The 24,173-nt window shown below is 65.7% G+C and carries 25 protein-coding genes; 11 read left to right on the top strand and 14 right to left on the bottom strand.

Annotation, left to right across the window (positions count from 1 at the left end):
* Positions 1–103: 103 nt before the first annotated feature.
* The 7 genes from sucD to ACLBWL_RS16075 all read right to left on the bottom strand — a co-directional run bounded on the left by sucD (position 104) and on the right by ACLBWL_RS16075 (position 6,051).
* Positions 104–988: a succinate--CoA ligase subunit alpha gene (gene sucD / locus ACLBWL_RS16105; protein ID WP_447794748.1), complete on the bottom strand. Its 885-nt coding sequence runs from the start codon at positions 986–988 to the stop codon at positions 104–106.
* 55 nt (positions 989–1,043) lie between these two features.
* Positions 1,044–1,340, bottom strand: a complete 297-nt coding sequence (locus tag ACLBWL_RS16100) for a GIY-YIG nuclease family protein (RefSeq protein ID WP_447794746.1) — start codon at positions 1,338–1,340, stop codon at positions 1,044–1,046.
* Between the two features lie 75 nt (positions 1,341–1,415).
* On the bottom strand, positions 1,416–2,378 hold the full coding sequence (gene mdh, locus ACLBWL_RS16095; protein ID WP_447794744.1) for a malate dehydrogenase: 963 nt from the start codon (positions 2,376–2,378) through the stop codon (positions 1,416–1,418).
* A 261-nt stretch (positions 2,379–2,639) separates the two neighbouring features.
* A complete protein-coding gene (gene zapE / locus ACLBWL_RS16090) occupies positions 2,640–3,731 on the bottom strand; it encodes a cell division protein ZapE (protein WP_447794742.1) in 1,092 nt (363 codons plus the stop codon).
* Between the two features lie 122 nt (positions 3,732–3,853).
* On the bottom strand, positions 3,854–4,342 hold the full coding sequence (locus ACLBWL_RS16085) for a PaaI family thioesterase (protein WP_447794740.1): 489 nt from the start codon (positions 4,340–4,342) through the stop codon (positions 3,854–3,856).
* Between the two features lie 199 nt (positions 4,343–4,541).
* A complete protein-coding gene (locus ACLBWL_RS16080; RefSeq protein WP_333929350.1) occupies positions 4,542–5,336 on the bottom strand; it encodes a succinate dehydrogenase iron-sulfur subunit in 795 nt (264 codons plus the stop codon).
* A gap of 133 nt (positions 5,337–5,469) precedes the next feature.
* Positions 5,470–6,051 (bottom strand): ATP-dependent Clp protease proteolytic subunit, encoded by a 582-nt coding sequence (locus ACLBWL_RS16075; RefSeq protein WP_447794737.1) that lies wholly within the window; start codon positions 6,049–6,051, stop codon positions 5,470–5,472.
* A gap of 98 nt (positions 6,052–6,149) precedes the next feature.
* On the opposite strand from ACLBWL_RS16075, the gene ACLBWL_RS16070 reads away from it, so the two are divergent.
* Both ACLBWL_RS16070 and ACLBWL_RS16065 read left to right on the top strand, forming a co-directional pair.
* Positions 6,150–6,398 (top strand): type II toxin-antitoxin system Phd/YefM family antitoxin, encoded by a 249-nt coding sequence (locus ACLBWL_RS16070; RefSeq protein ID WP_447794735.1) that lies wholly within the window; start codon positions 6,150–6,152, stop codon positions 6,396–6,398.
* Positions 6,385–6,678 carry a type II toxin-antitoxin system RelE family toxin gene (locus ACLBWL_RS16065; protein WP_447794733.1) on the top strand — a complete coding sequence of 98 codons (294 nt, stop codon included), beginning with the start codon at positions 6,385–6,387 and terminating at the stop codon, positions 6,676–6,678. The genes ACLBWL_RS16070 and ACLBWL_RS16065 overlap by 14 nt, the downstream gene beginning before the upstream one ends.
* A gap of 104 nt (positions 6,679–6,782) precedes the next feature.
* Here the strand turns inward: ACLBWL_RS16065 and ACLBWL_RS16060 are convergent, their stop codons facing one another.
* The 4 genes from ACLBWL_RS16060 to sdhC are packed head-to-tail and all read right to left on the bottom strand — an operon-like array spanning position 6,783 to position 9,653.
* The gene (locus ACLBWL_RS16060) at positions 6,783–7,058 is read right to left on the bottom strand and encodes a hypothetical protein (protein ID WP_447794731.1); all 276 of its coding nucleotides are present in this window, start codon (positions 7,056–7,058) and stop codon (positions 6,783–6,785) included.
* Complete coding sequence (sdhA, locus tag ACLBWL_RS16055) at positions 7,058–8,860, bottom strand: succinate dehydrogenase flavoprotein subunit (RefSeq protein WP_120299368.1); 1,803 nt, start codon at positions 8,858–8,860, stop codon at positions 7,058–7,060. The genes ACLBWL_RS16060 and sdhA overlap by 1 nt, the downstream gene beginning before the upstream one ends.
* Positions 8,857–9,243, bottom strand: a complete 387-nt coding sequence (gene sdhD / locus ACLBWL_RS16050) for a succinate dehydrogenase, hydrophobic membrane anchor protein (RefSeq protein WP_060524023.1) — start codon at positions 9,241–9,243, stop codon at positions 8,857–8,859. The genes sdhA and sdhD overlap by 4 nt, the downstream gene beginning before the upstream one ends.
* Complete coding sequence (gene sdhC, locus ACLBWL_RS16045) at positions 9,243–9,653, bottom strand: succinate dehydrogenase, cytochrome b556 subunit (protein WP_447794729.1); 411 nt, start codon at positions 9,651–9,653, stop codon at positions 9,243–9,245. Before sdhC ends, sdhD begins: the two co-directional genes overlap by 1 nt.
* 254 nt (positions 9,654–9,907) lie before the next feature.
* Between sdhC and ACLBWL_RS16040 the strand changes: the two genes are divergently transcribed.
* From ACLBWL_RS16040 to ACLBWL_RS16025, 4 genes are all read left to right on the top strand, one after another.
* A complete protein-coding gene (locus ACLBWL_RS16040) occupies positions 9,908–11,251 on the top strand; it encodes a methyl-accepting chemotaxis protein (RefSeq protein WP_447795044.1) in 1,344 nt (447 codons plus the stop codon).
* Between the two features lie 17 nt (positions 11,252–11,268).
* The gene (locus tag ACLBWL_RS16035; protein ID WP_447795042.1) at positions 11,269–12,648 is read left to right on the top strand and encodes a methyl-accepting chemotaxis protein; all 1,380 of its coding nucleotides are present in this window, start codon (positions 11,269–11,271) and stop codon (positions 12,646–12,648) included.
* Between the two features lie 235 nt (positions 12,649–12,883).
* The gene (locus tag ACLBWL_RS16030; protein WP_447794727.1) at positions 12,884–13,573 is read left to right on the top strand and encodes an SDR family NAD(P)-dependent oxidoreductase; all 690 of its coding nucleotides are present in this window, start codon (positions 12,884–12,886) and stop codon (positions 13,571–13,573) included.
* Complete coding sequence (locus ACLBWL_RS16025) at positions 13,563–14,498, top strand: 50S ribosomal protein L11 methyltransferase (RefSeq protein WP_447794725.1); 936 nt, start codon at positions 13,563–13,565, stop codon at positions 14,496–14,498. The genes ACLBWL_RS16030 and ACLBWL_RS16025 overlap by 11 nt, the downstream gene beginning before the upstream one ends.
* 234 nt (positions 14,499–14,732) lie before the next feature.
* Here ACLBWL_RS16025 and phhA read toward each other — a convergent pair whose 3' ends face one another.
* Complete coding sequence (gene phhA, locus ACLBWL_RS16020) at positions 14,733–15,611, bottom strand: phenylalanine 4-monooxygenase (RefSeq protein WP_447794724.1); 879 nt, start codon at positions 15,609–15,611, stop codon at positions 14,733–14,735.
* Positions 15,612–15,633: 22 nt separating this feature from the next.
* Here phhA and ACLBWL_RS16015 point away from each other — a divergent pair, with 22 nt between their 5' ends.
* Positions 15,634–16,299, top strand: a complete 666-nt coding sequence (locus ACLBWL_RS16015; RefSeq protein WP_447794722.1) for a TIGR02117 family protein — start codon at positions 15,634–15,636, stop codon at positions 16,297–16,299.
* A gap of 234 nt (positions 16,300–16,533) precedes the next feature.
* Here ACLBWL_RS16015 and ACLBWL_RS16010 read toward each other — a convergent pair whose 3' ends face one another.
* The gene (locus tag ACLBWL_RS16010) at positions 16,534–16,812 is read right to left on the bottom strand and encodes a hypothetical protein (protein ID WP_447794721.1); all 279 of its coding nucleotides are present in this window, start codon (positions 16,810–16,812) and stop codon (positions 16,534–16,536) included.
* On the bottom strand, positions 16,813–17,829 hold the full coding sequence (locus ACLBWL_RS16005) for a glycerophosphodiester phosphodiesterase (RefSeq protein ID WP_447794719.1): 1,017 nt from the start codon (positions 17,827–17,829) through the stop codon (positions 16,813–16,815).
* 141 nt (positions 17,830–17,970) lie between these two features.
* Here ACLBWL_RS16005 and ACLBWL_RS16000 point away from each other — a divergent pair, with 141 nt between their 5' ends.
* The 4 genes from ACLBWL_RS16000 (at position 17,971) to ACLBWL_RS15985 (ending at position 24,167) form a co-directional block, all read left to right on the top strand.
* Positions 17,971–18,534 (top strand): 2Fe-2S iron-sulfur cluster-binding protein, encoded by a 564-nt coding sequence (locus ACLBWL_RS16000; RefSeq protein WP_082441359.1) that lies wholly within the window; start codon positions 17,971–17,973, stop codon positions 18,532–18,534.
* Positions 18,531–19,511 (top strand): FAD binding domain-containing protein, encoded by a 981-nt coding sequence (locus ACLBWL_RS15995; RefSeq protein ID WP_107964072.1) that lies wholly within the window; start codon positions 18,531–18,533, stop codon positions 19,509–19,511. Before ACLBWL_RS16000 ends, ACLBWL_RS15995 begins: the two co-directional genes overlap by 4 nt.
* Positions 19,512–19,546: 35 nt before the next feature.
* Entirely contained in the window at positions 19,547–21,745 is a 2,199-nt protein-coding gene (locus ACLBWL_RS15990) for a xanthine dehydrogenase family protein molybdopterin-binding subunit (RefSeq protein ID WP_447794716.1), read from the top strand.
* A 217-nt stretch (positions 21,746–21,962) separates the two neighbouring features.
* Positions 21,963–24,167 (top strand): molybdopterin cofactor-binding domain-containing protein, encoded by a 2,205-nt coding sequence (locus ACLBWL_RS15985; RefSeq protein WP_447794714.1) that lies wholly within the window; start codon positions 21,963–21,965, stop codon positions 24,165–24,167.
* Positions 24,168–24,173 lie beyond the last annotated feature (6 nt).

The following is a 24,173-nucleotide window of genomic DNA, read 5'->3' as shown; positions in this document are numbered from 1 at the left end:
CTTGCGGGTGGGAGGGTGAGGGCACGGGCGGTAACGTGCCCTCACCCTTCCGCTGCCAAGAGGCAGCTCCTTCCCTCTCCCCGAACGGGAGAGGGGTAGTAGATCAGCCCTTCAACACGCTCAGCAGCGTCTCGCCGAGCAGGCTGGGGCTTTCCGAGACCTTGATCCCGGCGGCTTCCATTGCCGCGATCTTGCTCTCCGCGTCGCCCTTGCCGCCCGACACGATCGCGCCGGCGTGGCCCATGCGGCGGCCCGGAGGTGCCGTACGGCCCGCGATGAAGCCTGCCATCGGCTTCGACCGACCGCGCTTGGCTTCGTCGCGGAGGAACTGTGCCGCCTGCTCTTCTGCGTCGCCGCCGATTTCGCCGATCATGATGATCGACTGGGTTTCGTCGTCGGCGAGGAACAGCTCGAGCACGTCGATGAAGTTCGTGCCGTTGACCGGATCGCCACCGATGCCGACCGCGGTCGTCTGACCGAGGCCTGCGTTCGACGTCTGGAACACCGCCTCATAGGTGAGCGTGCCTGAACGGCTGACAACGCCGACGGAGCCCTTCTTGAAGATCGAGCCGGGCATGATGCCGATCTTGCACTCGCCGGGGGTCAGTACGCCGGGGCAGTTCGGGCCGATGAGCCGCGACTTGGAACCCGACAGCGCGCGCTTGACCTTGACCATGTCGAGGACGGGAATGCCCTCGGTGATCGCGACGATCAGCTCGATCTCGGCGTCGATCGCCTCGAGGATCGAATCGGCGGCGAAGGGGGGCGGCACGTAGATGACGGACGCGGTCGCGCCGGTCATCGCCCTGGCTTCGGCGACGGTGTTGTAGACGGGGAGGTCGAGGTGGGTCGTACCGCCCTTGCCGGGCGTGACGCCGCCGACCATCTGCGTGCCGTATTCCAGCGCCGCCTTGGTATGGAAGCTGCCGGTTTCGCCGGTCATGCCTTGGGTGATGACCTTGGTGTTCTTGTCGACGAGGATGCTCATTCTATCTCCAGTCCGGTCCGCCCCGGCGAAGGCCGGGGTCCAGTTGGGAAGGCGGTTATGGTAACGCGATACGATCGTACAGGTCATCCCAAGCAGGATTGAACCCTTCGATCTCACGCACTTTCCAGGCCCGCTTCCACTCCTTCATTTGCAGCTCGCGCTGCCGTGCCGCTTCCCATTCGCCGCAAGCCTCGTACCAGACGAGGATCTTGCAGCCATAACGCTTGGTGAAACCGCCGAAGCCGTTGCGGTGCTCCCACGCACGTTTCGGCAGATTTACGGTCGAACCGAGGTAGATCGCACCGTTGGAGAAGTTGGCCATGATGTAGACGAACGCTTGTTCTTCCATCATTTCGGCTTTCCCAACTGGACCCCGGCCTTCGCCGGGGTGGTGGTTACTCCTTTTGGTTCCTTACCTCACCTCAAATCAGTTCAGCGAACCATCGATACCCTTGCAGGCCACGATCAGTTCCTTGACCGCGTCGACCGAGACCTGAAGGTTGCCCTTGGCCTCATCATCCAGCTTGACCTCGACGATCTTCTCGACGCCGCCAGCACCGATCACCACCGGCACGCCGACGTACAGATCGGTAAGGCCGTACTCGCCCGAAACATACGCCGCCGCCGGCAGCACGCGCTTCTGGTCGTACAGATACGCTTCGGCCATCGCGATGCCGCTGGTCGCCGGCGCGTAATACGCCGAACCCGTCTTCAGCAGTGCGACGATCTCGCCGCCGCCGCCGCGCGTGCGCTTGACGATCGCGTCGATCTTTTCCTGGCTCGACATACCCATCGCGATGAGGTCGGGGACCGGGATGCCCGACACTGTCGAGTAGCTGATGACCGGGACCATCGTGTCGCCGTGGCCGCCGAGCACGAAGCTGGTGACGTCCTTGACCGAGACCTTGAACTCGTCGGCGAGGAAGTGGCTGAAGCGTGCCGAGTCGAGCACGCCGGCCATGCCGACGACCATGTGGTGCGGCAGGCCCGAGAATTCGCGGAGTGCCCACACCATCGCGTCGAGCGGGTTGGTGATGCAGATCACGAATGCGTTCGGGGCGTTGGCCTTGATGCCCTCGCCGACCGCCTTCATGACCTTCAGGTTGATGCCGAGCAGGTCGTCGCGGCTCATGCCGGGCTTCCGCGCGACGCCCGCGGTGACGATGATGACGTCCGCGCCGGCGATGTCGGCGTAGTCGTTCGAGCCGGTGATCTGCGAGTCGAAGCCTTCGACCGGGCCGCACTGCGACAGGTCGAGCGCCTTGCCCTGGGGGATGCCCTCGGCGACGTCGAACAGGACGATATCGCCAAGGCCCTTGAGTGCTGCGAGGTGCGCGAGCGTACCGCCGATGTTCCCGGCGCCGATCAGCGCGATCTTCTTGCGAGCCATTCCAATCCGTCTCCGTCTGATGTGCGGGGTGATTGGTGACGCCGGTTACGCGCATTATCCCGCTACGGCAACCGCTAAAAGGACAAAAGCGGGTTGTTATTGCAACTCGTTCGCATGTGCAATAAAGAGTGGCTACTCAAACCGAACCACCCCGGCGAAGGCCGGGGCCCAGTTGGGGGACGGTGCTAACTGCGCGCAGTTCATCGTTACGACGACCTTTCCAACTGGGCCCCGGCCTTCGCCGGGGTGGTGCGGATCGTATTAGAGGTGCCCCTCGGCGAGGTATTCCTCAGAGCGCATCTCTTCGAGACGGCTGATCGTGCGGTCGAACTCGAACCGACCGTCACCGCTTTCGTAGAGGTCGCCGGGTTGCGCATCGGCAGCGGCGAGGAGCTTCACCTTGTGCTCGTACAGCGCGTCGATCAGCGCGACGAACCTTGCCGCCTCGTTGCGGTTCTCGGGGCCGAGCTTGGGGATGCCGACGAGGATGACGGTGTGGAATTTTCGGGCAATGGCGAGGTAGTCGGCCACGCCGCGGGCTTCTCCGCACAGCTTCTTGAAGCTGAACACAGCGACACCCTTGAGCGATTTCGGCACCCGGAGCGTGCGGCCCTGAACGATCAGGTCTTCGGCGGGGACGTGCTCGCTGTCGTCGGTCGAGAAGTCGGTGAGGCGGAAGAATGCGGCGGAGAGCTGCGCGGTGGCCTCGGGGCCGTTGGGGACGAGCCAGGTGTCCTGGCTGCCGAGACGGTCGCGGCGATAGTCGACGGGGCCGTTGAGCGGGAGCACGTCGAGGCGCTGCTCGATGGTCGCGATGAAGGGCAGGAAATGCTCGCGGTTGAGGCCGTTCTTGTAGAGATCGGCGGGCGGGCGGTTCGAGGTGGTCACGATCGTCACGCCGGAATCGAGCAGCGACGTCACCAGCCGCGAGAGGATCATCGCGTCGGGGCTGTTGGTGACCATCATCTCATCGAACGCGAGCAGCCGCGTCTCGTCGGCGATCGCGGTGGCGACGGGGACGATCGGGTCGCCGACTTCCTTGCGACGTTCGGCGGCGATGCGCGCGTGGACCTCGAGCATGAACTCACCGAAGTGGACGCGGCGCTTCTTCTCGACGGGCGCGTTGGCGAAGAACAGGTCCATCAGCATCGACTTGCCGCGGCCGACGCCGCCCCAGAGGTAGACGCCGCGAGGGTCTGCTTTCTTGGAGAAGCGCGCGAAGAAGCCGGCGGATTTGGGGGTGGCGAGTTCGGTGGCGAGGGTGTTGAGGCGGGCGGCGGCGGCGGCCTGTTCCGGGTCGGGGCGGAGTTCGCCTGACGCTACTAGTGCTTCGTAGGCCTTGAGGACGGTCACTTACCCATCCCTTTACCACCCCGGCGGAGGCCGGGGCCCAATTGGAAAGGTTTCGATAACGGAGCGGGGCGCTTCAACACTGATCGTTTCCCAATTGGGCCCCGGCCTTCGCCGGGGTGGTGTTAGGTGGCGGTGTCAGCCCTTGGAGGCTTGCCGGACGGCTTGCGGATCGTGGCCGAGAAGGCGGCGATCTTCGTTTCGTCGTCCCCTTGCACCACGAGACCCCGCAGGAACAAGAGGCGGCCGGTTTCCTTGAGCACTTCGACCTGCGCCTCGATCGGCTCGCCGACGCGGCCGCCGCCGATGAACTGCGTGTTGAGATCGAGCGTGACCGCAGTGCCGGCGGTGATCAGGCCGAAGCCCCGCGCGGCGGCGAACAGGGCTACGTCGATAAACGCGAGGAGCGCGCCGCCGTGGACGTTGTTCTGGAGGTTGGAGTGGCGATGCTCGGGGGTGATGCGGACGCGGACCGTGTGGCCGTCGACGCGGTAGAGCATGGGGCCGAGCAGCGTGTTGAAGCGGGTCGGGTCGGAGAGCGACCAGCTCCGCCAGCCTGGGTTGGCGGGGTCTTCGGCTTCGACGAAATGGGGTTGGGGAGCAGTGGTGGTCACGAACCTGTCCTTCGATCCCCACACCGTTCGCCCTGAGCGAAGTCGAAGGGCATTGGGAAATTCCATCCCCCGCCCCCAGCGTGTGCTTCGACTTCGCTCAGCACGAACGGGGGGGAGCGGGACGGGAGAGCGGGACCGGAGGAGGAAATCGAATTGGGACGGAGAAGAGGGGGTGAAACACGCCCCCTCCCCCACAGGATCAGACGATCCGTTCGGCTTCCATCTTCTTGATCTCCGCGATCGCCTTGGCGGGGTTGAGCCCCTTCGGGCACGCGTTCGCGCAGTTCATTATGGTGTGGCAGCGGTACAGGCGGAACGGATCCTCGAGTTCGTCGAGGCGCTCGCCCGTCATCTCGTCGCGGCTGTCGGCGAGCCAGCGATAGGCCTGCAACAGGATCGCGGGGCCGAGGAACTTGTCGGCGTTCCACCAGTAGCTCGGGCACGAGGTCGAGCAGCAGGCGCACAGGATGCACTCGTACAGGCCGTCGAGCTTCGAACGGTCTTCCGGCGACTGGAGGCGTTCCTTGCCCGAGGGCGGCGGGGTGACGGTCTGCAGCCACGGCTTGATCGACGAGTACTGCGCGTAGAAATGCGTGAAGTCAGGGACCAGGTCCTTGATCACGTCCATGTGCGGCAGCGGCGTGATCTGGACCTCGCCCTTGCAATCCTCGATCGCGGTGGTGCAGGCAAGGCCGTTCTTGCCGTTGATGTTCATCGAGCACGAGCCGCAAATGCCCTCGCGACACGAGCGGCGGAAGGTGAGCGAGGAATCCTGCTCGCTCTTCATCTTGATCAGCGCGTCGAGCACCATCGGGCCGGTGTCGTCGAGATCGAGCTCGAAATTATCGTAACGTGGATTCTCGCCGCTGTCGGGATCGTAGCGGTAGACCTTGAACGATTTCAGACGCTTGCTGTCCCCCGAACCCTGGCTCGTAGAGGCGTGCTTGACGCCCTTCTTGACGACGCTGTTTTTCGGGAGCGAGAATTCGGCCATTGCGAGCGGTCCGTCCGTGGTGTGATTATAGGTTGTGGACGCCGATACATGACACGGGCCCCGCTCGCAAACGGTTAGCTTCGCGGGTGCAACATGGGTCACCACCGCTGTCGCGTCGCGTGCTCCCTAGAGCTTAGATGATGTCGAGGACGAGCCCGAGGTCGCGGGCTTCGTCGGCTTCGATGTACCAGTTGGAGGGGGCCTTCTTCTTCAACTCCTCGAGCGACACCTTCGAACCCTCGACGATCGCGCGGAAGCCTTCCTCCTGGATGTTGATCGAGTCTTCGATCTCGTGGAGCTTGGCCTTGAGCGTGTAGGAGAGCGTGTTGAGCGGGCCGTTAAGCTCGATCGTGCTCTGCATCTGGCGCTCGTGGATCATGATGCGGCTGCCGCGCGTCAGGAAACGGCTGTCGACCGGGAAGGCGGACATGAAGGTCGCGCCAGCGGAATAGACCGCGACCTTGCCGAGGAAGAGCGTCTCGCGGCCGGTATATTCGCGGAGCAGGCGGATGTTGTCGCCCATCGCCCGCGCGACTTCGGGATCGCCGCCGAGCGTGGTGATCGAGACGACGAGCGGGCCTTCGGTGGGGGCGGCGACGAGTTGCGACTTGAAAGTGTCGTACATCGCGTCGTCGACAGAGCCGTGGAGGTGGACGTGAGGGGCGGCCAGCAGGGGGTAGTTGCGGGCGTTCGAGGCGGGGGATGTGTCGGTCATGCGCGGCAAACTTTTGCGGGGGCGGTGGGTTCCGGACGGGTTGCGGCATATCAGCACGGTGATTTGGTCTGACCTGTTCGACGTGCTATAGACTGGTCATGATTGAGACCATATTTGCCGGCGCGACGGTTAGCATCAGCGACCTGAAGAAGAATCCCTCCGGCGTCATCGAGGCTGCGGGCGGGTTTCCAGTGGCGGTGCTCAATCGCAATACGCCTGCTGCGTATCTGGTGCCGGCGGCGGCTTGGGAAGAGTTGATGGATCGGCTGGAAGACGTCGAACTGGCAGACCTGGTGCGGGCGCGTGCCAACGAGGTGCCGGTCGCGGTGTCGCTTGGCGACCTATAGTCTCGCTTTCCTGCCGAGCGCGCTGCGGGAGTGGGAGAAGCTCGGCGCCAATGTTCGCGAGCAGTTCAAGGCGAAGCTGACCGAGCGGTTGGGCGAGCCCCACATCGCGGGTGCGCGGCTGAGCGGAATGACCGGGTGCTACAACATCAAGCTGCGGGCTGCGGGGTATCGACTTGTGTACCGGGTGGACGATGGCTTGGTGACGGTGATCGTCGTGGCGGTCGGGCGGCGGGATCGTAATCTGGTGTACAAGATTGCGGCGGGGCGGCTCGAGCGGTAGCACATCTGTCACAGCCGCCCGTTCTCCTGCGAACGCAGGAGTCCAGGGTTACGGAACGTGGCGTTTGTGATCCTAGGCTCCTGCGTTCGCAGGAGAACGGGGTTTTAGTTTACCTGCTTGGCCAAACGCTTGTGCTGGAGGATCCAGCCTACCAGGCCGCCCGGTACGCCGCCCACGAGCGAGAAGAGGGCGTAGAAGGTAATGGCGATCTTTTGCGGTTCTTCGCCCACGCCGCGGGGTTCGATGGCGAAGACGTAGATCGCGGTCAGGATCGCGACGACCACCGGCCATAGGAAGCCGGCGATCATCGGCTGGAAGCGCGTCAGGAGCCCCACCGCGACGGGCACCAGGAACCCGATCGCGATGATGGCCCACGTCATCAGTATACCCGCTTCTTGGGCTTGATGTAGTCGATGTCGTCGGTGAGCGTGTAGTCGTGGACCGGGCGGAAATCGATCTTGGTCTCGCCGCCCTTGCCGCCCCAGCCGTTGAAGGTGGTGATGGTGTGCTTCATCCAGTTCGCGTCGTCGCGCTCGGGGAAATCCTCGTGCATGTGCGCGCCGCGCGACTCGGTGCGGTTGGCCGCCGAGTTCATCGTCACGACCGCCTGGCCGATCAGATTGTCGAGCTCCATCGTCTCGACCAGATCGGTGTTCCAGATCATGCTGCGATCCTTCACGGCGACATCAGTCATCCGACTGTAGATCCCGGCCATCTTCTCGACGCCCTGGTTGAGCAGCTCGGTGTCGCGGAACACCGCGCAATGCTTCTGCATGGTCTGCTGCATGTCGAGACGGATCTGCGCGGTCGGCGACCCGCCCGACGCGTTGCGGAAATGGTCGAGACGCGTGAGCGCCAAGTCTTCCGAACCCTTGGGCAACGGCGCGTGCGCGGTGCCGGGCTTCAGCGTGTCCTTGATCCGCAGGCCGGTCGCGCGGCCGAACACCACGAGATCGATCAGGCTGTTCGAGCCGAGGCGGTTGGCGCCGTGGACCGAGACGCAGGCGGCCTCACCGACCGCGAACAGGCCGGGGACGACCGCATCGGGGTTGCCATCGACGAGGTTGACGACTTCGCCGTGGAAGTTCGTCGGGATGCCGCCCATGTTGTAATGCACGGTCGGCGTGACCGGCAGCGGCTGGCGCGTGAGGTCGACGCCGGCGAAGACTTTCCCAGTCTCGGTGATGCCCGGCAGGCGCTCGGCGAGCACCTTCGGATCGATGTGATCGAGGTGGAGGAAGATGTGGTCGCCGTTCTTGCCGACGCCGCGGCCTTCGCGCATTTCGAGCGCCATCGAGCGGCTGACGACGTCGCGCGAGGCGAGGTCCTTCGCCGACGGGGCATAACGCTCCATAAAGCGCTCGCCCTCGGAGTTGGTCAGGTAACCGCCCTCACCGCGTGCGCCCTCGGTGATCAGCACGCCCGCGCCGTAGATACCGGTCGGGTGGAACTGGACGAACTCCATGTCCTGGAGCGGCAGGCCGGCGCGGAGCACCATCGCGTTACCGTCGCCGGTGCAGGTGTGCGCCGAGGTCGCCGAGAAATAGACGCGTCCATAGCCGCCGGTGGCGAGCACGGTCTGGTGGCTGCGGAAACGGTGGATCGAGCCGTCTTCCATGCACAGCGCGATGACGCCGCGGCAGACGCCGTTTTCCATGATCAGGTCGAGCGCGAAATACTCGACGAAGAAGTCCGTGTTGTACTTCAGGCTCTGCTGATACAGCGCGTGGAGCATCGCGTGGCCGGTGCGATCGGCGGCAGCGGCGGTGCGCTGGACCGGCGGCCCCTCGCCCATGTTCTGCATGTGGCCGCCGAACGGACGCTGATAAATCGTGCCGTTCTCGTTACGGCTGAACGGCATGCCGGCGTGTTCGAGTTCATAGACCGCCTGCGGTGCTTCGCGGCACAGATACTCGATCGCGTCCTGGTCGCCGAGCCAGTCGGAACCCTTGACGGTGTCGAACATGTGCCAGGTCCAGTGATCCGGCGAGTTGTTGCCGAGCGACGCGGCGATGCCGCCCTGTGCGGCGACGGTGTGCGAGCGGGTCGGGAAGACCTTGGTGATGCACGCGGTCTTCAGGCCGCTCTCGGCGATGCCCATCGTCGCGCGCAGGCCGGAGCCGCCGGCACCGACGACGACCGCATCATAGGTATGATCGATGATCTTGTAGGCAGACATCAGGCGGGGGCTCCGGAGAAGGCGACCTTCAGGATCGCGAACAGGGCGATGCCGCCCAGCGTGAAGGTGAACAGGTTGAGGAGGATCATCGTCACGACACGGCTTTCGTCGTGCATGTAATCCTCGATCACGACCTGCAGACCGAGACGGAAGTGATAGAAGACCGACAGGATCAGCAGCGCCATCGGCACCGCGACCCAGGCCGACTGCAGCCAGAGGTGGACCGCGGCGTAATCATAGCCGGGCATCCGCGCGACCGAGATCATCAGCCACAGCATGAGGAACAGGTTCGCGCCCGCCGTGAGGCGCTGCTGCCACCAGTGATGCGCGCCGTGCTTGGCGCTGCCCAGGCCGCGGACGCGACCGATTGCCGTACCCGAACCCATTACTTGATCCCCATGTAGAGCCAGAACACGACCGTCAGCGCAACCGAAGCGACCATCGTCGCGAGCGCGCCCATCTTGTTCCGCTTCAGTTCGTAGCCCGCGCCGGTATCGAGCACGAAGTGGCGGATGCCGGTCATCATGTGCTGGAACAGCGACAGCGTCAGCCCGACCGCGACGATATAGCCGAGGATGTTGAGCCGGCCGGTGTCGGTGGTGAACACGTCGACGAAGGTCGCATACGCCTGATCGCCCGCGGCGATCGCGGCGAGCCACCAGACGAGCAGCAGGCTGCCGACGGTCGCCATCCCGCTGCCGGTCGCGCGGTGCAGGATCGAGACCAGCATGTGCGGCCCCCATTTATAGACCTGCAGATGGGGAGAAAGCGGGCGTGCCGGGTTGCGCGATGCCAAGGGCGGAGTCCTCAGAACAAAAATTGGATTGGTCGACCTATTAGACCCCGCGTGCTGCGATGCAACCCATTGGCCGTCGTCAAGTAACTCAAGGCAATAGCGCGGCTCCGCTCGCCCCGCCCGACGCACGGCGCCCCGCGTGTCGGGAATCGGCGCACAAGATTGCGGTCCATCCCTAACCAGCTTTTAATCAATCGGCCTTAGCGCTGGACGGGCAAAACCCGTTTCCGGAGTCTACCGCCTTGACCACAGACATGCCGATGACCGGCGCGATCGCCGCCACCATCGACCTTCCGGTACGGTTGCGGGCATTCGACTTCGACGGCTCGCTCGCCGCGGCCAGCCGCGCGGTCTGGGATGCGATCGAACCCGAGATCGCGATCGTCTCCAAGGCGTATTGGGAGCAGTGGCAACGCTGTTTCGCTGATGAACGGATCTGGGCGGCGCACAAGACCGAGGAAATGATCGCGATTGGCTGCACGTTCCTGCGCAATCGCTTCCTCGACACCGCGGGCCGCAGTTGGGTCGAGTCGATCGAACGGTCGGTCGCAGCGGCCTACGCCGCCGACGTGTCGCCGATGGCGTTGTTGTCGATGATCAGCGCGAGCGATCGCGCCGCGCTGGACGTACTGATGCGCCGGGTCGATCGCAGCAGCGAGACGTTGCCCGTCTATATCGACACGCTGATGCGACTGTCTGCGCTCGAGGGCGAAATCACCGTCGCGATCTATACCGCGTATCGCGCGCATTCGGCGCAGGACGCGCGCGACAAGCTGGCCACCGAGTTCCGCGACGGGATCGCGGCGATGGTCGAAACCGCGACGCACGAGGGCCACACGTTGCGCGAACAGGCGATCCGCAGCTCCGCGTCGACCCGCGCGGTGCTGGGCAAGGCGAGCGAAGTGGCGGCCGCCGCCGAACAATCCGCGGTGGCGATGCGCGAGGCGGCGCAGACCGCCGCCGGGCTGATCCGCGCGATCGAGGATGCGCGCACCGAAGTGGAGGCCGCCGCCGAAATCGCCAATCGCGCATCGGTGCAGGCGGGTCAGGCCGTCGGCATGTCCGAGGCGCTGAGCGACCATGCGAAATCGATCGAATCGATCCTCGGGCTGATCCGCGACATCGCCGGGCAGACCAACCTGCTCGCGCTGAACGCGACGATCGAAGCGGCGCGGGCGGGCGATGCCGGGCGCGGCTTCGCGGTGGTGGCGCAGGAGGTGAAAAGCCTCGCCAACCAGACCGCGCGGGCGACCGACGACATCGCCGCCAAGATCGCCGCGATCCAGTCGGCCACCCGCGGCACGGTCGAAACCAACGCCAGCATCAAGTCGACCGTCGCCGAGGTCCAGGAAAGCGCCGATCGGATCCGCTACGCGATGGAGGCGCAGGCGCAGACCGTGACCGCGATCACCGCGGCGGTCGACGAAACCGCGCTCGCGGCCGACTCGATGTCGACGACGATCGCGACGATCCGCGAGGACACCGAAACGGTCGCGCGCGAGATCGACAGCGTCGGGCGCGGGTTCGACGTGCTCGACGGGCGGCTCGGCCATCTGAAGAACAGCGCGGGCGATTTCGTGGCCAAGGTCGCCGCATAGGAACCACGATGACCGCGATGTCCGCCAGCCCGTCACCCCGCCCGATCCATCCCGCAGCCTGGGACAGCGACAGTCGATCGCTGCGCGAACGGGTGCGCGACTATGACTGGGACGGCCTGATCGAACCGACCTGCGCGACGTTGACCGCGTTGCTCGACGAGGCGGACCATCGCCGGATCGCCGAGACGTTCTGGCAGCATTACCTGTCGCTGGATGCGGTGCGCCATGTCGTGGCCTATTTCACGCCCGAGCGGCTCGAACAGCGGATCCGGGCCAGCGCGCACTATGCCCGGCTGAAATACCGGACGCCCTATGACGAGGCGTGGAAGGTCATCGCGATCGGCCATGCCGACGATTCGCGGAAATCGGGCATCCCCCTGCCCGCGCTGCTGTCGTCGCTGGCGTTTGCGCACAGCGTGACGCTCAGCCTGGTGGCGGACAAGATGGGGACCGACACCGCGCAGATGCGCACGCTGGGCGATATCGTCCAGCGGCTCGCCTTGGTCGAGGCGGACCTGATGGCGTCGCACCTCGGTGCCACCGATGCTAAACGGGCGCGGGCCGAACGCGGCGCGCGCGCGGCCGATTTCCGCGAAACCATCGCCGCCTCGATCGAGGATACCGCCGCACTCGGCGCGCGCATCCGGGTGCAGGCCGAGGGCGCGTCGTCGTCGACCCGCGGCATGCGGGGCAAGGCGAGCGAAGTCGCCGCCGCCGCCGAACAGTCCGCGGTCGCGATGCGCGAAGCAGCCCAGGTTGCGGCCGGACTGATCCACGCGATCGAGGATGCGCGCGTCGAGGTCGAGTCCGCGGCGCGCATCGCCGACCGCGCCTCGGTCCAGGCCGATCTCGCGGTGGGGACGTCGGACGCGTTGAGCGAGCATGCGAAATCGATCGATTCGATCCTCGGGTTGATCCGAAGCATTGCCGGGCAGACCAATTTGCTGGCGCTGAACGCGACGATCGAAGCCGCGCGGGCGGGCGACGCGGGGCGCGGCTTTGCGGTCGTGGCTCAGGAGGTGAAATCGCTCGCGAGCCAGACCGCGCGCGCGACCGACGATATCGCCGCCAAGATCGCCGCGATCCAGTCGGCGACCGCGGCGACGGTCGCGACCAACGCGATCATCAAATCGACCGTCGCCGAGGTGCAGCAGTCCGCCGACCGGATCCGCCACGCGATGGAAACGCAGGCGCAGACCGTGTCGGCGATCACCGCGGCGGTCGACGAAACCGCGCTGGCGGCGGATTCGATGTCGCACACGATCGCCGCGATCCGCGAGGATACCGAGACCGTCGCCGCGGAGATCGAGGGGCTTGGGCGGCAATTCGGCGAGGTCGACGACAAGCTGGGCGTGTTGCGCGGCGCGGCGGACGGGTTTTCGGCGAGCGTGGCTTGAGGGACGGCGTCCTTCTATCCGGGGCGCGATCGAAGAATTTTGCGCGCAGAGGCGCAGAGGACGCAGAGACTTTCGCGGAACCGTAGGTTCTTCAAATCGCAGTATTGCCGCGCCGTCACCTCGATGTTTACGCACTCTGCGTCCTCTGCGCCTCTGCGCCTCTGCGCCTCTGCGCGAACCCATTTCTCACTTGGTCTCAGGTGACGGCCTGAGCCTGCGGCGCTAGAGCGCGGGGATGACTATTCTTCTTACTGGCTCCAGTCGCGGTATCGGCGCGGCTATTCATGCGGCGCTGACCGACGCGGGCGCTTCCGTCATTGGGCATGGGACCGCCAGCGGTATCCCGGCCGACTTCAGCGACCCTGCGGGGCCGACTGCGTTGTGGAACGCTGCGTTGGAGCAGGCTGGCGGCGCGATCGGTGTGCTCATTAACAATGCCGGCGTGTTCGAGGCATCGCCGCTCGCCGACGACGACTGGACCGCGCAGTGGGAGCGGACGATGCGGATCAACCTGACCGCGTCGGCCGAACTGTGCCGACTGGCGGTGCTGCACTGGCAAGCGCGCGGGGTTGGTGGTCGGATCGTCAATATCGCCAGCCGCGCGGCGTATCGCGGGGATTCGCCGGCGCATTGGCATTATGCCGCGTCGAAGGCGGGGATGGTGGCGATGACCAAGACGATCGCTCGGGGGTATGCCCGGGAGGGGATCCTCGCATTCGCGGTGTGCCCGGGGTTTACGATGACCGGGATGGCGGAGGACTATTTGTCGAGCCGGGGCGGCGATGCGTTGCTGGCGGACATTCCGCTCGGCAAGGTTGCCGATCCGGCGGAGGTCGCGTCGGTCGCACGCTATTGCGCGCTTGAGGCGCCGGCCTCGATGACGGGGTCGGTGATCGACGTGAATGGGGCTAGCTATGTCCGATAGTTGGAAGCTCACCCTCCCCTGCACGCGCGCGGAGGCGGAGGCGATCGATGCGAGTGACGATCTGACGATCGATGGCGTGTTGATGACCACCGAGGAGATCGAGGACGACGTCGAATCCTGGCGGCTCGATGCGTATTTCGAGCATGAGCCGGCGGCCGACACCGTCGCGGCGGTGCGGGCGCTGGTGCCGAGTGCGGCGGGGGCCGAGATCGCGGTCGAGCGGTTGGGCGATGCGGATTGGGTGACGATGAGCCAGGCCGGGCTCGAGCCTTTGTCGGTCGGGCGGTTTATCGTGCATACCGGGGCGCATGCGGGCGCGGTGCCGGCGGACAAGCGGGCGTTTTTGATCGAAGCCAGCCGCGCGTTCGGGACGGGGCATCACGAGACGACCAGCGGGTGTCTGGCGATGCTCGACGGGTTGGCGGATGCCGAGTTTTCGAATGTCATCGATATCGGAACGGGGACTGGCTTGCTCGCGTTCGCGGCGGCGCATCTTTGGCCTGAGGCCAAGGTGATGGGGACGGATATCGATCCGGTCTCGATCGATGTTACGGCGGAGAATGCTGCGCTCAACGGGGTCGAGGGGATCGACCTCGTTGTGGCGGACGGTACGCTGGACGATGCGATCGTGGTTCGGGCGCCGTATGATCTGGTGATCGCGAATATTCTGGCGGGGCCGCTGGTGTCGATGGCGCCGGAGATCGCTTCGATTTCGGATGTGGGGGCGACGATTGTGCTTGCCGGGTTGCTGGAGACTCAGCGGGCCGGGGTCGTGGCGGCGTATGAGGCTTGCGGGTGCTCGCTCGAGGCGGTCGACCGGCGGGGGGATTGGAGTGTGCTTCGGTTGCGCGCCGGGGCGGAGAGGTTCGTGGCGGAGGGGCCGTTCGATCCCAAGGGGCGTGATGGGTGGGCTTTGGATATTTGAGGTAGCCGTAGAAGAGTGTTCCCCCGCGAAGGCGGGGGTCCAGTCTGGGCCCTCGCCTTCGCGGGGGAACAAGTTGGAAAGGGTTGCTCTTACCCCTCACCTGACACCACCCCGGCGGAGGCCGGGGCCCAGTTGGGCGAACCCTTGCGATAGAACCGCACCGCTATCCCAACTGGGCCCCGGCCTTCGCCGGGGTGGTGGCCTCTTCTGGGTAGTGGCCTTTTTGAGCGAAGCTTATGCGGTCTCAGCGGATGCCTTCGACGTCGCGTAGTCCTGCGTGCCTTCGGTCAGCACCACATCGCCTGGCTCGATCCGCGCGACGGGGATATCCGGAAGCGCCTTCAACTCCTCGTACAACGGCGCGAAGTCTGTCTCTACCGTCAGCCGCAGCAACTCCTCGAAGCTCGGGATGACGAAGTAGTTCTGCTGGAAATCGTCGATCCGGTATTCGGTCCGCATTACGCGAGCCAAGTCCAGCGCGATCCTGTTGGGACTCGGATCGTCGAGCGCAAACCGCGTTTCCGCATAGCTGGAAACGATCCCCGAGCCGTAGATGCGCAGGCCCTCGGGTTCCGCGATCAGGCCGAACTCGACCGTGTACCAGTAGAGCCGGCCTAGATATTTCAGTGCGTCCAACCCCAGCGCGCGCTGGCCGCCGCGGCCGTAGGCGGCGAGGTAATCCGCGAAGACCGGGTCGGCGAGCATCGGCACGTGGCCGAACACGTCGTGGAAGACGTCGGGCTCCTGCAGATAATCGAGCTGGTCGGGGCGGCGGATGAAATTGCCGGCCACGAACCGCCGGTTGGCCATGTGGTCGAAGAACACGTCGTCGGGCACAAGGCCCGGCACCGCGACGACCGACCAGCCGGTGAGCTTCATGAGGCGTTCGGACAGTTCCTCGAAATCGGGGATGCCGGGTTTCGAGAGCTTGAGCACGTCGAGCCCGCGGAGCCAGGCGTTCGAGGCGCGGCCGGGGAGCAGTTTGGACTGGCGCGCGAACAGCGTGTCCCAGGTCGCGTGGTCCTCCGTGGTGTAGGCCGCCCAGTTCTGCGGGATCGTCCAGTCGGGGGCGCCTTCGGGCGGGGTGCTCAGTACGTGCGTGTCATTGGCCATGCGGCTGGTCTAGCATGACGGAATGAAGACGGAAACGCGCTGGGTGCGGTGGATTTTATGGGCCGTTGCGGCGGTGGTCGGGGTAATCGCGAGCTATGCGGTAGCGGGGCTGATCGGCGGGGCCATCCCCAGCAATCGTGATTGGATCGCGCCTGCCGAGGGCGTGCATATCTTCGTCGAGAGCAACGGCGTGCATACCGGGATCATCGTGCCGAAGGTGGCCGCCGGGGTGGACTGGCGCGGGGTGGCGCGGGCGGAGGATTTGCGCGATCCGCGGTATGGCGCGTTCGATCATGTGGCGTTCGGGTGGGGGGAGAAGAGCTTCTACCTGGAGACGCCGACCTGGGCTGACGTGAAGCTGCGAACTGTGATCGGCGCGGCGTTCGGCAGCACGCAAACGCTGATGCATGTCGACCATCTGCCGAGGCCGCGCGCGGGGGATGGGGCTCGGGAGATTGTCGTGACGCCGGCGCAGTATCGCCGGCTGGCCGCGTATATCCGGGCGAGCTTTCGCGACGGGGGTGCGCGGTACCGGGGGTATGCAGGGTATGACGCGTTTTATGCGGCCAACGGGCGGTATGACGCGGTGCGGACGTGTAATAGCTGGACGGGGGATGCTTTGCGATTTGCGGGGGTTCGGGTTGGGGTTTGGACGCCGTTTCCGGTTACCGTGATGGGGTGGTTTTAGACGCTGCCCGGCCCGGCCAGAGATTGTTCTCCCGCGAAGGCGGGAGTCCAGACTGGGCTCCCGCCTTCGCGGGAGAACAAGGAGGGCAAGAGCAGGTGTTCGGGCCACCACCCCGGCGGAGGCCGGGGCCCAATTGGGAAACAGCGGTAACTGCGCGTAGTCCGTCATCAGCAGCGTCCCCCAATTGGGCCCCGGCCTTCGCCGGGGTGGTAATTGGGGGGATGGACGGACCGCTCAATACCCCGCGCGATAGCCCTGGTACTGTCCGCATTCGGAGCGCTGTGGGTCCTTCTTGCAGCGCTTGGCCAGTTCCTTGCGTTGCCTACCCTCTTCGGCTTCCTGCTTGCGCATCTTCTTGCCGTAGTTGCGGTCCGATTCCTGCTGGCTGGTCGTCGTCCAGTCGACCGCCTTGCCGGCGACCTGGAACGGCGCCTTCACGATCGAGGTCGCGGTGCCGATGCAGCCACTTACGAGGAACGGCAGCACCGCGAGTACGGGAAGAACCTTACGCATTTACTTTACTCCTGCACGCGCGGTTCCCCGGGCTCGGTCGCGCGCCTGGGCCCCGTATAGCGGAAAGTCGGTGAAGAAACCGTCGATACCTTGTGCAAGGCCGGCGTCGATCTCGGCGGCGATGTCGCCGTGGGCGGCGGGATCGGTGCCGCGGCGGAAGCGGGTCGGTTCGAAATAGTTTTCGGCGCGGTAGGTCCAGGGGTGGACCCGCAGGCCGGCCGCGTGCGCGTCGGCGACCAGCGTCGTCGGCGTCGCGTCGGTCCAGAGCATGCTCTTGTTCGGGCCGATGCCGTAGGCGTAGGCCGCGACCGCCTTGAGGCCGTCGGGCGTGATCATCGCCTTGTAGCTCGGGTGCGCGCCATCGGCGGGACCGCCCTCCCCGTCCATGAGCTGGATCAGGCGGACCTTGGTCATCTTGTGGAGGCGCTGGAGGTTGGCGACCTCGAACGACTGGATGAACACGGGCGCTTTGGCCGAATCCCAGCCGGCCTCGCGCAGTTCGGCGACCAGTTTCGCGTCGGTCGGGTGGCCGATCTTGGCGAAATAGGTCGGATGCTTGGTTTCGGGATAGATGCCGATCGTCCGGCCCGTCTCGGCCGTGCGGCGCTTGGCGAGCGCGATGATCTCGGCGAGCGTCGGGATCTCGAACTGGCCGTCATAGGCGGTGTTCGCGGGGCGGAGCTTGGGCAGGCGCTCCTTAGCGCGCAGCGTCTTCAGTTCGGCGAGCGTGAAGTCCTCGACGAACCAGCCGGTCATCGTCTGGTCGTCGATCGTCTTGGTGGTTTTCCGGCTAGCGAACTCGGGATGGTCGGCGACGTTGGTCGTCTCGGCGATATTGTTCTCGTGGCGTGCGACGAGGACGTCGTCCTTGGTCGGGACGAGATCGGGCTCGATGAAGTCCGCGCCCTGGTCAATCGCGAGCGAATAGGCCGCCAGCGTATGCTCGGGTCGAAGCCCGCTCGCGCCGCGGTGCGCGATGACGATCGGGGGCGACAATCGGGGAGAAGCTGGCGTCATCGCAACAGCTTGCCCGCTCGTCGCCGCCAGTGCCAGCGCAACTATGTATGAGAGCCTGTCGCAATAGGAAACGATTGGTCGCATCGGCGTTGAGTCCTCGAAATCCGTACATTCCCGGCACATTCAACCAGGGGCACCGCCATGCATTTCACGATCAATGGTCAATCATATGACGCCGAGCCCGATATTCGCACGTCGGTGCTCGACCTTTGCCGCGAGCATCTCGGGCTGACGGGCTCGAAGAAGGGCTGCGATCATGGCCAGTGCGGGGCGTGCACGGTGCTGATCAACGGGCGTCGCGTCAATTCCTGCCTGACGCTCGCGGTGATGCACCAGGACGACGAGATCACGACGATCGAGGGGATCGGCCAGCCGGGCAACCTCCACGCGTTGCAGGACGCGTTCGTGCGGCATGACGGCTATCAGTGCGGCTATTGCACGCCGGGGCAGATCTGTTCGGCGGTCGGCATGCTCGACGAGGTCAAGAAGGGCTGGGCCAGCCATGCGTCGGGCGACCTGACCGATCCGAAGTTCGACGATGCCGAGATTTCCGAGCGGATGAGCGGCAATCTGTGCCGTTGCGCCGCGTACCCGAACATCGTCGATGCAATCCGTGAAGTCGGTGGTGCCGAGCCCGCAGGCCGGACCGCGGACGAGAAGGACGCCGCGATGGAAGCAAACGCGCGTGGGGAGCTGGTGGCATGAAGACCTTTACGTACGAGAAGCCCGCGACGCCCGAGGCTGCGGTCAAGGACATCGATACCGTTGGCGCTAAATTCATTGCAGGCGGCACCAATTTGCTCGACCTGATGAAGTTGCAGGTCGAGACGCCGGACAAGCTGGTCGACATCTCGCGGCTTGATCTCGCGAAGATCGAGGAGCGCGAGGATGGCGGGCTGACGATTGGTGCGCTGGTGCCGAACAGCGATCTCGCCGCTGATCGCCGCGTCGTCGCCAAGTACGAGGTGCTGAGCCGCGCGTTGCTGGCGGGTGCGTCGGGGCAGTTGCGCAACAAGGCGTCGACCGGGGGCAATCTGCTCCAGCGGACGCGGTGCTATTATTTCTACGACACCGCCGCGGCGTGCAACAAGCGTGAGCCGGGCAGCGGCTGTTCGGCGATCGGCGGCTTCAACCGCATCCTCGCTGTGCTGGGGACTAGCGAGCATTGCATCGCGACGCACCCGAGCGACATGGCGGTGGCCATGCGTGCGCTCGACGCGACGATCGTGACGCTGAAGGCGGACGGCGATCGTCGGCGGATCTCGATCCACGACTTCTACCGTTTGCCGGGTGATACGCCGCAGATCGAGAACGCGCTCGAAGCGGGTGAACTGATCACGCACATCGAGCTGCCGGCACCGGTCAAGGGCAAGCAGGAATACCGCAAGGTTCGTGACCGTGCGTCGTATGCGTTCGCGCTCGTCTCGGTAGCGGCGATCGTCGACGTGCAGGACGGCGTGATCGCGTCGGCCTCGCTCGCGTTCGGCGGGCTCGGCCCGATGCCGTGGCGCAACCCGGCGGTCGAGGCGGCTCTGGTCGGCAAGGCGCCGTCCGATGCCGTGTTCGAGGCTGCGGCAACCGCGCTGCTGGCCGATGCCAAGGGCTACGGCTCGAACGACTTCAAGATTCCCCTCGCCCGTCGCACGCTGATCGCGACGCTGCGCAACGTCACGGGAGCATAAGCATGTTTGGTCTTGGCACTACGAATAGCCTGACGATGGACAAGCCGCATCCGGACAGTCTTCTGGATACGGGCGTCCAGGGCGTCATCGGCAAGCCGCTCGACCGGATCGACGGTCCGCTGAAGGTCACGGGCACGGCGACCTATGCCGCGGAATACCAGTTCGCCAACATGGCGTACGGCGTGCTGGTCGGCACGAAAATCTCCGCGGGCAAGGTCGTTTCGATCGACGTCGACGCAGTCAAGGCGATCCCCGGCGTGATCGACGTCGTCACCGATTTCGACCAGTTCATCCGCGTCTCGGCGCAGGGCGGTGCGACCGATGCGCCGACGCAGGGCGTTAAGGACATCGCGTTCTTCGGCCAGATCGTCGCGATCGTGCTCGCCGAGAGCTTCGAAGTCGCACGCGATGCGGCGGCGCGCCTGCCGATCGAATATGACGAGGCCGAGGGTCAGTATGATTTCGCCGCGCACCGCGACGAGACGCGGACGCCGCCGGACGACGCGACGCCCGCGCATTTCAAGCAGGGCGACGTCGACAAGGCGATGGCCGAGGCGGCGGTGACTATCGATTCGACCTATGTCACGCCGAGCCAGAACTCCGCGGCGATGGAGCCGCATGCCTCGACCGCGGTGTGGGAAGAGGACGGCTCGCTGTCGCTGTACGGCGCGTACCAGATGCCGACCTCGGATGCGCAGCAGCTGGCGAAGTCGCTGGGGCTGTCGGAGAAGAAGGTGCGGATCATCGCGCGCTATATCGGCGGCGGGTTCGGATCGAAGCTCGGCATCGCGCCCGAGAGCGTCGCGGCGGCGATCGCGGCGAAGCAGCTTGGCCGCCCGGTTAAGGCGGTGATGTCGCGCCCGCAGGTGTTCGAGGCGACGGTGCGGCGGTCGAATACCGAGCAGCATGTGCGGCTTGCGGCCGACGCCGACGGCAAGCTGCTGGCGATCGGTCACGAGACGCTGACGTCGAACCAGCCGACCGAGGATTATTTCGAGCCGGCGGGTATCGGCACGCACCTGCTGTACGGCGGGGAGAACCGATTGATCACGCATGAGGTGGTCGACGTGAACTTCGTGCTGTCGGGCTCGATGCGCGCGCCGGGCGAGGCGGTCGGGATGCTCGCGCTGGAAGGCGCGATGGACGAGCTGGCCGAGAAGCTCCAGATGGATCCGATCGAGCTGCGCAAGCGCAACGATCCGAAGATCGATCCCGAAAAGGACGTGCCCTATTCGTCGCGCAACCTGACGCGCGCGCTCGACGAGGGTGCGAAGAAGTTCGGTTGGGACAAGCGCCGGAAAGCCGGTACGCGTCGCGAGGGCGAGTGGCTGATCGGCATGGGCGTCGCCTCGGCGGTGCGGGGCAACATGATGATGGAATCGTCCGCCAAGGTCGAGATCCATCCGGATGGCACGGCCATGGTGTCGTCGGCGATGACCGACATCGGCACGGGCAGCTACACGATCCTGGCGCAGATCGCGTCGGAGATCCTGGGGATTCCGGTCGAGAACATCACGATGTCGCTGGGTGATACCAACGATCCTCCGGCGGCGGGTTCGGGCGGTTCGTGGGGCGCGGCGTCTTCTGGTACTGCCGTGTATCTTGCGTGCGAGATGCTGCGTGGGAAGCTGGCCAAGGCGGCGGGCGTCGACGAGGACGGCCTGACGCTGAAGGACGGCAAGGCGATCGGCGACAACCGCTCGACGCCGATCGGAGAGCTGGTCGGCAAGGGTCTCGAGGCTACCGGGCATATCAAGCCGGGCAAGCAGGAGAAGGAGACGACGCAGGCCGGGTTCGGCGCGCATTTCGCCGAGGTCGCGGTCAACGTGGTCACCGGCGAAACGCGGGTGCGGCGGATGCTCGGGTCGTTCGCGGCGGGGCGCGTGCTCAACGCGAAGACCGCGCGGTCGCAGTGCCTGGGCGGGATGACGTTCGGGATCGGCACGGCGCTTACCGAGGACCTCGTCCACGACACGCGGACCGGCAAGCTGGTGAACCACGATCTCGGCGAATATCACGTGCCGGCCAATGCGGACGTGCCACAGATGGACGTCCACTTCGTCGACGAGCGCGACATCCATGCGAACCCGATCCACGCGAAGGGGATCGGGGAACTGGGGATTTCGGGTGCGGGTGCTGCGGTGGCGAACGCGGTATATAATGCGACGGGGATCCGGGTGCGCGAGTTCCCGATCACGCTGGATAAACTGCTGGATCAGTTGCCGGCTGTTTGAGGGGGAAGCTGAGTAAAGCTTAGCTCCTGTAACAGTTACCCCCCCGGCGGAGGCCGGGGCCCAATTGGGAAGGCTTTGATAACGGAGGACCGTCCGCCGTTACTCTCGTTTCCCAATTGGGCCCCGGCCTTCGCCGGGGTGGCGTTGGGATGCATAGCGCCCTCGTCAAACGCCCCTGCCCTACCCATATCCTTCCCTCTACCCCGAGGACCGCAGAATGAACGAACACGTGATGGATGCGGCGTTTCGGCCGGGTGGTCTCGACCGCGCGAAGCAGGGCGTTCTTGGGCTCGGGCTCGACCGGATCGAGGGGCCGGCGAAGGTCACCGGTGTGGCCGACTATGCGTATGAGGGCACGCCCGTTCGCATCGCCTATGCCGCGATCGTCGGCACGCCGGTGGGCAGCGGGCGCATTCTCGGCATCGACGTCAGCGCCGCCGAGGCGTTGCCTGGCGTCATCGCGGTTATTCACGGCGATGCGCGCATGCCGGCTGGCGAGTCCAACTCTCGCGCGATGCCGCTGTTCGATACCGATGTCATTCTCCACCTCGGCCAGCCTGTCGCGATCGTCGTCGCCGAGGATCAGGCGATCGCGCGCGATGCTGCGGCGCTGGTCGTGGTTCGCACCGAGGCGGGCGAGGATCGGTTCGATGTCGAGGCACAGCCGGTCGACACCGCGCCGAAGATCGGCTTCCTGCCGCCGATCGACAACGGCGATCTCGATGCGGTGATGGCGGACGCGGCGGTGACGTTCGACCGGACCTACACGACGCCCGTCCATTTCCCCGCCGCGCTGGAACCGCACGCGACGACCGCGTGGTGGGAGGGCGACAAGCTCACCGTGCGGTCGAGCAACCAAGTGATCGGCGGTGCGCGGAAGACTATCGCGAAAGCACTGAAGATCGATGCGGACAAGGTGCGCGTGCTCGCGCCGTATGTCGGCGGCGGGTTCGGGGGCAAGACCGGTGTCGGGCCCGAGGCGATACTCGCGGCGATCGCGGCGGAGGTCGTGGGGCGGCCGGTGAAGGTCGCCCTCCCCCGCCGCCAGACCGCGTATATGGTGCATCATCGCTCGCACACGACACAGCGCATCCGCATCGCCGCTGACGCAAACGGCGTGATCCTCGGCATGGGGCATGAGAGCGTCGTCGCGCAGAACGACGATGGCGAGTTTCTGGAGCCGGTGCCGTTCGGGACGTTGCCGCTGTACCGGGGCGATGCTCGGCGGTTCAAGACCGACCTGGTGCGTGTCGATCTGCCCGCGAGCGGCGCGGTGCGGGCGCCGGGCGAGGCGGTCGGGACGTTCGGGGTCGAGTGCGCGATGGACGAACTGGCCGAGCAGCTCGGGATCGATCCGATCGAACTGCGGCGGCGCAACGAGCCCGAGACCGATCCGGTGAGCGGCAAGCCGTTCTCCACCCGGCGGATGCTCGATTGCTATACGGAAGGCGCCGAGCGGTTCGGCTGGCCTGCGAGCGTGCCGGCGCCGGGATCGGTGCGCGACGGCGAGTGGCTGGTGGGGATCGGCATGGCGGCGAGCCTGCGCGGTAACTTCACGGTCGAGGCGCAGGCGCGCGTGCGGCTGGAGGCGGATGGCCGCGCGACGGTCGAGTGCGACATGACGGACATCGGTACTGGGACGTACACGATCCTGGCGCAGACCGCGGGCGAGATGCTCGGGCTACCGGTCGCCGAGGTGAACGTGCGGCTCGGCGATACCGATTTCCCGCCGAGCGCCGGGTCGGGCGGGTCGTTCGGCGCGGGCAGCGCGTGTTCGGCGGTAGTGCTGGCATGCGAGGATATCCTTGGCGAACTGGCGTTGCGGATGAATGCGGCGCCCGAGGATTTGAGCCTGCACGACGGCTGCGTGAGCGCGGGCGGACGGTCGGTGAAGCTTGCCGATCTGGTCCGCGGCGAACCGATCGTGGCGATGGGCAAGACCGGGCCGGGTGCCGAGAGCAAGCGCACCAGCCAGGCGAGCCACGGCGCGCACTTCGTCGAAGTCGCGGTGAACGCGGTGACGGGCGAGACGCGGATACGGCGGATGCTCGGCGTGTTCGATGTCGGGCGGGTGCTCAATCGCAAGACCGCGACGAGCCAGATCACCGGCGGGATGGCGTGGGGGATCGCCTATGCGCTGAGCGAGGAGGGCGTGGTGGACACGCGGACGGGGGCGTTCGTGAACCCCGATTTCGGTGAATATCATGTCGCGGTGAATGCCGACATTCCTCAGCTGGAGGTGCATTTCATCGAGGAGATCGACGACTCCGCGAACCCGGTGGGAGCGAAGGGCGTTGGGGAGCTCGGGATTTCCGGCGCGGGGGCTGCGGTGGCGAATGCCATCTACAACGCGACGGGGGTGCGGGTTCGGGACTTTCCGGTGACGCTCGACAAGCTGCTGGCTGGACTACCCTCCTTATAAGCGCTG

This window comes from Sphingomonas sp. M1A8_2b (genome assembly GCF_053345535.1).
This window is presented reverse-complemented; position numbering and strand designations above follow the sequence as displayed.

Excerpts from the sequence above, each read along its gene's own strand:
- sucD (WP_447794748.1), bottom strand. The coding sequence starts at position 988 with ATGAGCATCCTCGTCGACAAGAACACCAAGGTCATCACCCAAGGCATG.
- ACLBWL_RS16100 (WP_447794746.1), bottom strand. The coding sequence starts at position 1,340 with ATGATGGAAGAACAAGCGTTCGTCTACATCATGGCCAACTTCTCCAAC.
- mdh (WP_447794744.1), bottom strand. The coding sequence starts at position 2,378 with ATGGCTCGCAAGAAGATCGCGCTGATCGGCGCCGGGAACATCGGCGGT.
- ACLBWL_RS16080 (WP_333929350.1), bottom strand. The coding sequence starts at position 5,336 with ATGGCCGAATTCTCGCTCCCGAAAAACAGCGTCGTCAAGAAGGGCGTC.
- ACLBWL_RS16075 (WP_447794737.1), bottom strand. The coding sequence starts at position 6,051 with ATGACCGACACATCCCCCGCCTCGAACGCCCGCAACTACCCCCTGCTG.
- ACLBWL_RS16070 (WP_447794735.1), top strand. The coding sequence starts at position 6,150 with ATGATTGAGACCATATTTGCCGGCGCGACGGTTAGCATCAGCGACCTG.
- ACLBWL_RS16060 (WP_447794731.1), bottom strand. The coding sequence starts at position 7,058 with ATGACGTGGGCCATCATCGCGATCGGGTTCCTGGTGCCCGTCGCGGTG.
- sdhD (WP_060524023.1), bottom strand. The coding sequence starts at position 9,243 with ATGGGTTCGGGTACGGCAATCGGTCGCGTCCGCGGCCTGGGCAGCGCC.
- ACLBWL_RS16040 (WP_447795044.1), top strand. The coding sequence starts at position 9,908 with ATGCCGATGACCGGCGCGATCGCCGCCACCATCGACCTTCCGGTACGG.
- ACLBWL_RS16035 (WP_447795042.1), top strand. The coding sequence starts at position 11,269 with ATGTCCGCCAGCCCGTCACCCCGCCCGATCCATCCCGCAGCCTGGGAC.
- ACLBWL_RS16030 (WP_447794727.1), top strand. The coding sequence starts at position 12,884 with ATGACTATTCTTCTTACTGGCTCCAGTCGCGGTATCGGCGCGGCTATT.
- ACLBWL_RS16025 (WP_447794725.1), top strand. The coding sequence starts at position 13,563 with ATGTCCGATAGTTGGAAGCTCACCCTCCCCTGCACGCGCGCGGAGGCG.
- phhA (WP_447794724.1), bottom strand. The coding sequence starts at position 15,611 with ATGGCCAATGACACGCACGTACTGAGCACCCCGCCCGAAGGCGCCCCC.
- ACLBWL_RS16015 (WP_447794722.1), top strand. The coding sequence starts at position 15,634 with ATGAAGACGGAAACGCGCTGGGTGCGGTGGATTTTATGGGCCGTTGCG.
- ACLBWL_RS16010 (WP_447794721.1), bottom strand. The coding sequence starts at position 16,812 with ATGCGTAAGGTTCTTCCCGTACTCGCGGTGCTGCCGTTCCTCGTAAGT.
- ACLBWL_RS16005 (WP_447794719.1), bottom strand. The coding sequence starts at position 17,829 with ATGACGCCAGCTTCTCCCCGATTGTCGCCCCCGATCGTCATCGCGCAC.
- ACLBWL_RS16000 (WP_082441359.1), top strand. The coding sequence starts at position 17,971 with ATGCATTTCACGATCAATGGTCAATCATATGACGCCGAGCCCGATATT.
- ACLBWL_RS15995 (WP_107964072.1), top strand. The coding sequence starts at position 18,531 with ATGAAGACCTTTACGTACGAGAAGCCCGCGACGCCCGAGGCTGCGGTC.
- ACLBWL_RS15990 (WP_447794716.1), top strand. The coding sequence starts at position 19,547 with ATGGACAAGCCGCATCCGGACAGTCTTCTGGATACGGGCGTCCAGGGC.
- ACLBWL_RS15985 (WP_447794714.1), top strand. The coding sequence starts at position 21,963 with ATGAACGAACACGTGATGGATGCGGCGTTTCGGCCGGGTGGTCTCGAC.